Source organism: Aureimonas sp. AU4 (assembly GCF_001463765.1).
In the GTDB taxonomy this organism is placed as follows: Bacteria; Pseudomonadota; Alphaproteobacteria; order Rhizobiales; family Rhizobiaceae; genus Aureimonas.
The window spans coordinates 68,294-74,699 of sequence record NZ_BBWK01000043.1 but is presented as its reverse complement, the minus strand read 5'-3'; the positions used below and the strand labels follow the sequence as shown (position 1 = coordinate 74,699).

Sequence of the window (6,406 nt, the reverse complement as noted above, 5' to 3'; positions counted from 1 at the left end):
GCGGGCCACCCTGCGTGCGCCGGTCGTCGCCGCTGCGCTCCGGCCGGTTGCCGTTGCCGCGCCCGAAGCGCTGGCCGGCGCCGCCGCGATCCTCGCCGCCGCGCGCCTCGCGATTCTGCCCGCCCGGACGGCCGCGTCCCTGGCCGCCGCGGCGCTCGCCCCGGTCGCCGCCGCGATGGGGTCGCCACAGGAGCACCATCTTGGGCGGCTCGGCCGCCGTCTCGGCCTCGGCCGAAACCGCGCCGTCCACCGCGCCCGGCTCGGCCGCCGCGACCTCGACCGCAGGGGTCGCGTCGTCGGGCTCGGGCGCGAGCGCCGGACGCGCCTCGACCTCGTCCGCATCGGTCGGCTCGGCGTCGGAAAGGATGGCATCCACGGGGCGCGGCTCGTCGCCCGCGACGGCGTCGAGGTCACCCTCGTTGAGCGCCGCGCCCGGTTCCATAGCGGGCTCGAGGTCGGATACCGCGACGACCTCGGCCGAGCCGAGCGGCTCCGCGACGTCCTCCTCGGCGGACACCCCGTCGCTCGCCGGCTCGTCGCCGCGCATCGCGAGAAGGGCGCCCTCCTCGAGGATCTTGGCGTCCGCATCGGCGGCATCGCCCGCCGGCTTCGTCGCGGACGCGGCGGCCTCGGCGGCACGCACGGCCTCGGCGGCGGCCAGCGCCTCGTCCTGGCGCCGCATCGTCGCCTCGACCTCGCGTTGCTCCATCGCGTTGGAGCGGTAGCCGAGACCCTTCAGGATCTCGTCCATGTCGTCGGCGGTCGCGCCGAGAATCGACATCATCGGAGGGGTGACGATGAACTCGCGGCCGTTGAAGGCGCCTTCCGGGCGCTTGCCGGCGGCGGTCGGCGACCAGCCGAGCGCCGGGCGGATCAGGTCGGCCAGACGCTCTAGGATGTCGATGCGCACCGCGCGCCGCCCGAGCAGGCGGTAGCCGGCGAGCCCGTAGAAGACCGGGTCGAACTCGGGATTGGCCTGGACCGAGGTGCGGCCCGTGGCGAGGAGCTGCGTCACCTCGCCGTAGCCGGGACGCTCGCGCCCGTCCTCCTTGATGCCCCACAGAAGGGTCAGGAGGGCGGCGGGCGCCGGCTTCACGAGGGCCGGCACGAAGATGTGGTAGGCGCCGAAGCGAACGCCCAGACGCCGCAGCGCGGCGCGCGCCTCCTGGTCGAGCGAGCGCACCTCGTCGGCGATCTCGCGGCGCTGGATCAGGCCGTAGGCCTCGAACAGGCGGAAGGCGATGCCCTTGGCGACGCCCTCGGCGCCCTGCGCCTCCTTGAGATCGGCGAGCGGCTTCAGGATCGTGGAGATCTGGTAGGTGACGAAGCGCTCGGCGCGGGCCGCCACCTTGTCGCGCGCGGGGCCGGTCAGCTGCTCGTCGGCGAGCAGGACGATTCGCGGACGCAGCGCGTCCTCGCCTGCGACGAGGCTCGCGATCGGCGCGCCCAGCCAGCGCACATAGGCGTCGGAGCCGAGCGCCAGGTCGCCGTTGGGCGCGTTCGCGAAGCGCTCGGCGCGCTTCTCGTACTCGCTCGCCAACGCCTTCTGCGCGGCGGCGCGCACGGTCTTGGCGTCCGGTCCGTCGCTCTTTGTGTCGGGCGTGAAGCGGAATCCCTGCAGCTCGCCCACCAGGTGACCCTCAACGAGCACCGTGCCGTCGCCGCCGATTTCAGCTTCCATGAACGCGTTCTCTCTCAGCCGCTTCATCAGGACGCTTGTCCTGCGATCTACGAAGCGTTTCGTCAACCGCTCGTGCAAGGCGTCAGAGAGACGGTCCTCGATGGCGCGGGTGTTTTCCTGCCAGTGTGTCGGATCGGCCAGCCAGCCGGGCCGGTGCGAGATGTAGGTCCAGGTGCGGATCTCGGCGATGCGCTGCGAGAGCGTGTCGATGTCGCCCTCGACCGAGTCGGCCCGCCGGACCTGCGCGGCCATGTAGTCCTCGGCCACCGTGCCCCTGCGCACGAGGTCGGCATAGATGGAGGCGATGATCTCGGCGTGCTGGGCGGGCGCGATGCGCCGGTAGTCGGGCAGCTTGCACGCTTCCCAGAGAAGCTCCACCGCCTTCGCCCCGTTGGCCGCGCGCATCACCGCCTCGTCGCGCGACAGGAACTCGAGCGCCCGCTGGTCGACGGACGGAAGCGAGCGCGACAGGAACTCGTTCGGCGGGGCGCGGTCGAGCGAGGTCTTCAGCGCCTCGACGCTCGAGAAGTCGAGGTGCCGGTTGCGCCACTGGAGCACGCGCACCGGCTGGAACTCGTGGGCCTCCAGGTGCTCCACCAGTTCCTGGGGCATCGGATCGACGCGGCCCGTCACGCCGAAGGTGCCGTCGCGCACGTGGCGCCCCGCGCGCCCCGCGATCTGCCCGAACTCGGCCGGCGTCAGCTGGCGATACTGGAAGCCGTCGTATTTCCAGTCCTGCGCGAAGGCGACGTGGTCGACATCGAGGTTGAGGCCCATGCCGATCGCGTCGGTGGCCACCAGAAACTCGACGTCGCCGTTCTGGTAGAGGTCGACCTGCGCGTTGCGCGTGCGCGGGGACAAGGCGCCCAGCACGACCGCCGCCCCGCCGCGCTGGCGGCGGATCAGCTCGGCGATGGCGTAGACCTCCTCGGCCGAGAAGGCGACGATCGCCGAGCGGCGCGGCAGGCGCGTGATCTTCTTGGAGCCGGCATAGAGAATCTGCGACAGGCGCGGCCGCGTCACGCAGCTGATGCCCGGCAGCATGCGCTCCAGAACGCCGCGCATCGTGGCCGAGCCGAGAAGCAGCGTCTCGTCGCGCCCGCGCGTGTGGAGAATGCGATCGGTGAAGACGTGGCCGCGCTCGAAGTCGCCGGCCAGCTGCACCTCGTCGATCGCGACGAACGAGGCGTTGGTCTCGCGCGGCATGGCCTCGACGGTGCAGACCTGAAAGCGAGCGTTGGGCGGCTTGATCTTCTCCTCGCCCGTGATCAGCGAGACCGCGCCGACGCCCACGCGGTCGACGACCTTTCCGTAGACCTCGCGCGCCAGGAGCCGCAGCGGCAGGCCGATCACCCCCGAGGGATGCGCCACCATGCGCTCGATGGCGAGCCAGGTCTTGCCGGTATTGGTGGGGCCGAGAACCGCCGTGACGCCACGCCCGTCGGGGTGGTTGCCCGCCGGGCGGGCCGAGCGCGAAAGAAGGGGCGCATCCATCATCACGCGACGTTAGTTGGGGAGGCTGGCGCCAAACGCAACCGGGCGCGGCGATGGATCGCCGCGCCCGGGCAGAAAGCCGCCGTTCCGTGGCCTCAGCGCACGTCGACGATGTCGCCCGAGCGGCGGTCGATGATCACGGTGAGGTCGCGCCCGCGGCGGTCGGCGCCCTCGACGCGGATCGTGCGACCGCGCGAATACACGTCGTCCACCTCGCGCATGCCCTGCGAGCGGGAGATGCGCACCGCCTCGCGCTCGGTGATCTCGCGCCGGCGCGGCGGCGGTTCGTCGCGGAAGCGGCGCGGGCCGTCATAACCGTAGCCGGGAGGAGGCGGGCCGCGGTCGTCGGGAAGGACGCGCACGCCGCCCGGTCCGATCTGGATGCCCTGCGCCAGGACCGGCGCGGCGGAAAGGCTGGCCAGTCCGGCGATGAGGCCGACGCGCAGCAAGGAACTGATCGTCATGAAAGACTCCCGTTGAACGCCCGGCCGGGCGAGCCGCAGCGCCGGGTGCGCTACAGACGCGCGGGCCGGCGCTTTGGTTCCCTTCGCGCCGCGCCGTCGCTCGCGAAAGCGGCGGACGGACGCGAAAGGGGCGGCGCCGCGAACGGCACCGCCCTTGTCTCCACCTGCGCGATCGATGGGTTCAGCGAACCGACAGGACGTCGCCCGAGCGGCGGTCGATATCGACCTGGATGTCGTCGCCCGAACGATCCGTGCCGACCACGCGGAAGGCGCGGCTCGTGCGGCGCACGTCATCCACCTCTCGCACGCCCTCGCCGCGCGCGATGCGGATCGCGTCGCGCTCGCCGATCTCGCGCGCCGCGCGGCGGTCGTCGCGGCGCATGTCGTCACGTCGCATGTCGTCGTCGCGGCGGGCGTTGGGATCCACCAGGCGGACGCCGTCGCGGCCGATCTCGATGCCCTGGGCCAGGCTGGGCGTGGCGGTGGCGACGGCCACCAGGGCGAGGGCGGCGGCGGTGAGGCTCTTGCTGATCATCGGTTGGTCCTCCGGCGCCGCGACAGGGGGCGGCGCGTTGGTTTTCGGTCTCTCGGAGCCGTAAACACCGCGGGCGGGGGCGAGGTTCCCGCTCCCCCGCCCCGCCCCGTCAGGCGAGATACTGGCCGCCGTTGGCCGAGAGGGTCGCGCCGGTGATGAAGCCCGCGTCCTCGGCCACCAGAAACAGGACGCAGCGCGCGATCTCCTCGGGCTCGCCGAGCCGCCCGACCGGGATCTGCGGCAGGATGCGCTCGTTCAGCACCTTCTCGTCGATGGCGCGCACCATCTCGGTGCCGATATAGCCGGGCGTGATGGCGTTCACCGTGATGCCGGCGCGCGCCCCCTCCTGGGCCAGCGCCTTGGTGAAGCCGATGTCGCCGGCCTTGGCGGCGGAGTAGTTCGCCTGGCCCGCCTGGCCCTTCTGCCCGTTGATCGAGGAGATGTTGACGACGCGGCCGAACCTGCGGGCGCGCATCCCCTCCCAGACGAGGCGCGTCATGTTGAACAGGCCCGTGAGGTTGGTGCCGATCACCGCGTTCCACTGCTCGGGCGTCATCTTGTGGAACATGGCGTCGCGCGTGATGCCGGCATTGTTGACGAGGATGTCCACCGGTCCGACCTCGTCCGCGACGCGCGCCAGCCCGGCCTCGCAGGCCGCATAGTCCGACACGTCCCAGCGGAACACGGGAATGCCGGTCTCGGCGCGGAAAGCCTCCGCCGCCGCCTCGTTGCCGGCGTAGTTCACCGCGACGCCGTAGCCTTCCGCCTTCAGCGCGCGAGCGATCGCCGCGCCGATGCCGCGCGAGCCCCCCGTCACCACCGCGACCCTTGCCATGCCTGCTACCTCCCTTGTTGCAACCGTGACGACGACGCGCGCCGCGAGCGCGGCGACTGCGGCCGGGATCGCTCGCGACGTCTTCTGGGGGACCGGCCGCACGGGGCGGCGGGCCGACTTCCTGCGAGGAAAGCGGGATCACCGGTTGGCGGTCCCGAGGGGATGCGATGCGTCAGAGGCGCTCGACGCACATGGCGACGCCCATGCCGCCGCCGATGCAGAGCGTGGCGAGGCCCTTGCGCGAGCCGCGCCGGCCCATCTCGAAGACCAGCGTGTTGAGGCAGCGCGCCCCGCTCGCCCCGATCGGATGGCCGATCGCGATCGCGCCGCCGTTGACGTTCACGATCGAGGGGTCCCAGCCCATGTCCTTGTTGACCGCGCAGGCCTGGGCCGCGAAGGCCTCGTTGGCCTCGACGAGGTCGAGGTCCTCGACCCGCCAGCCGGCCTTCTCGAGGGCGCGCCGCGAGGCGGGGATCGGCCCCGTGCCCATCACCGCCGGATCGACGCCGACGCTCGCCCAGGAGACGATGCGCACCAGGGGCGTCAGGCCGCGCCGCGAGGCCTCCGCCTCGCTCATCAGCACCACGGCCGCAGCGCCGTCGTTGATGCCGCTGGCGTTGGCGGCCGTGACCGTGCCCTCCTTGTCGAAGGCCGGACGGAGCTTGGCGACCTTCTCCAGCGTCGTGCCGTGCTTGATGTACTCGTCGTCCGAGACGACGGTGTCGCCCTTGCGCCCCTTCACGGTGAAGACGACGATCTCGTCGCGGAAGCGCCCGGCCTTCTGCGCCTCCTCGGCCTTGTTCTGCGAGCGGACCGCGAACTCGTCCTGCTCGCCGCGCGTGATCTGCCACTGGCGCGAGACGTTCTCGGCCGTGTTTCCCATGTGGTAGCCATGGAAGGCGTCGATCAGCCCGTCCTTGAGCATCGTGTCGACGAGCTTCAGGTCGCCCATCTTCGTTCCCGAGCGCAGATGCGCGGCGTGCGGGGCCATGGACATGGACTCCTGCCCGCCCGCCACCACGACGCGCGCATCGCCGCCCGCGATCTGCTGCAGGCCGAGCGCCACCGCGCGCAGGCCCGAGCCGCAGAGCTGGTTAAGGCCCCAGGCGGTCGCCTCCTTGGGAACGCCGGCCTTCATGGCGGCCTGGCGCGCCGGGTTCTGCCCCTCGCCCGCCGAAAGCACTTGGCCGAGGATCACCTCGTCGACCTCGGCCGCCTCGACGCCGGCGCGGCGCAGCGCCTCGGCGACGGCTGCGGCTCCGAGCTCGTGCGCCGGCACGTCGGCGAAGGCGCCGTTGAAGGCGCCGACCGGCGTGCGCGCCGCGCCGACGATCACGATCGATGGATTGGCACTCATGGGTTGTCCTCGCTCTCGCCCTGTCCGCCCCGATCCGGCG

At 72.1% G+C, this 6,406-nt stretch carries 5 protein-coding genes; all 5 read right to left on the bottom strand.

From position 1 onward, the window contains the following. A partial coding sequence (locus AUL35_RS13585) for a helicase-related protein (RefSeq protein ID WP_062015643.1) occupies positions 1-3,178 on the bottom strand: 3,178 nt, incomplete at its 3' end. Between the two features lie 92 nt (positions 3,179-3,270). Beyond that, positions 3,271-3,639 (bottom strand): PepSY domain-containing protein, encoded by a 369-nt coding sequence (locus AUL35_RS13580; protein ID WP_062015641.1) that lies wholly within the window; start codon positions 3,637-3,639, stop codon positions 3,271-3,273. 181 nt (positions 3,640-3,820) lie between these two features. Then, positions 3,821-4,174, bottom strand: a complete 354-nt coding sequence (locus AUL35_RS13575; RefSeq protein ID WP_156417989.1) for a PepSY domain-containing protein — start codon at positions 4,172-4,174, stop codon at positions 3,821-3,823. Between the two features lie 109 nt (positions 4,175-4,283). Next, complete coding sequence (gene phbB / locus AUL35_RS13570) at positions 4,284-5,009, bottom strand: acetoacetyl-CoA reductase (RefSeq protein WP_062015639.1); 726 nt, start codon at positions 5,007-5,009, stop codon at positions 4,284-4,286. Positions 5,010-5,181: 172 nt separating this feature from the next. Continuing rightward, complete coding sequence (locus AUL35_RS13565; protein WP_062015637.1) at positions 5,182-6,366, bottom strand: acetyl-CoA C-acetyltransferase; 1,185 nt, start codon at positions 6,364-6,366, stop codon at positions 5,182-5,184. Positions 6,367-6,406 lie beyond the last annotated feature (40 nt).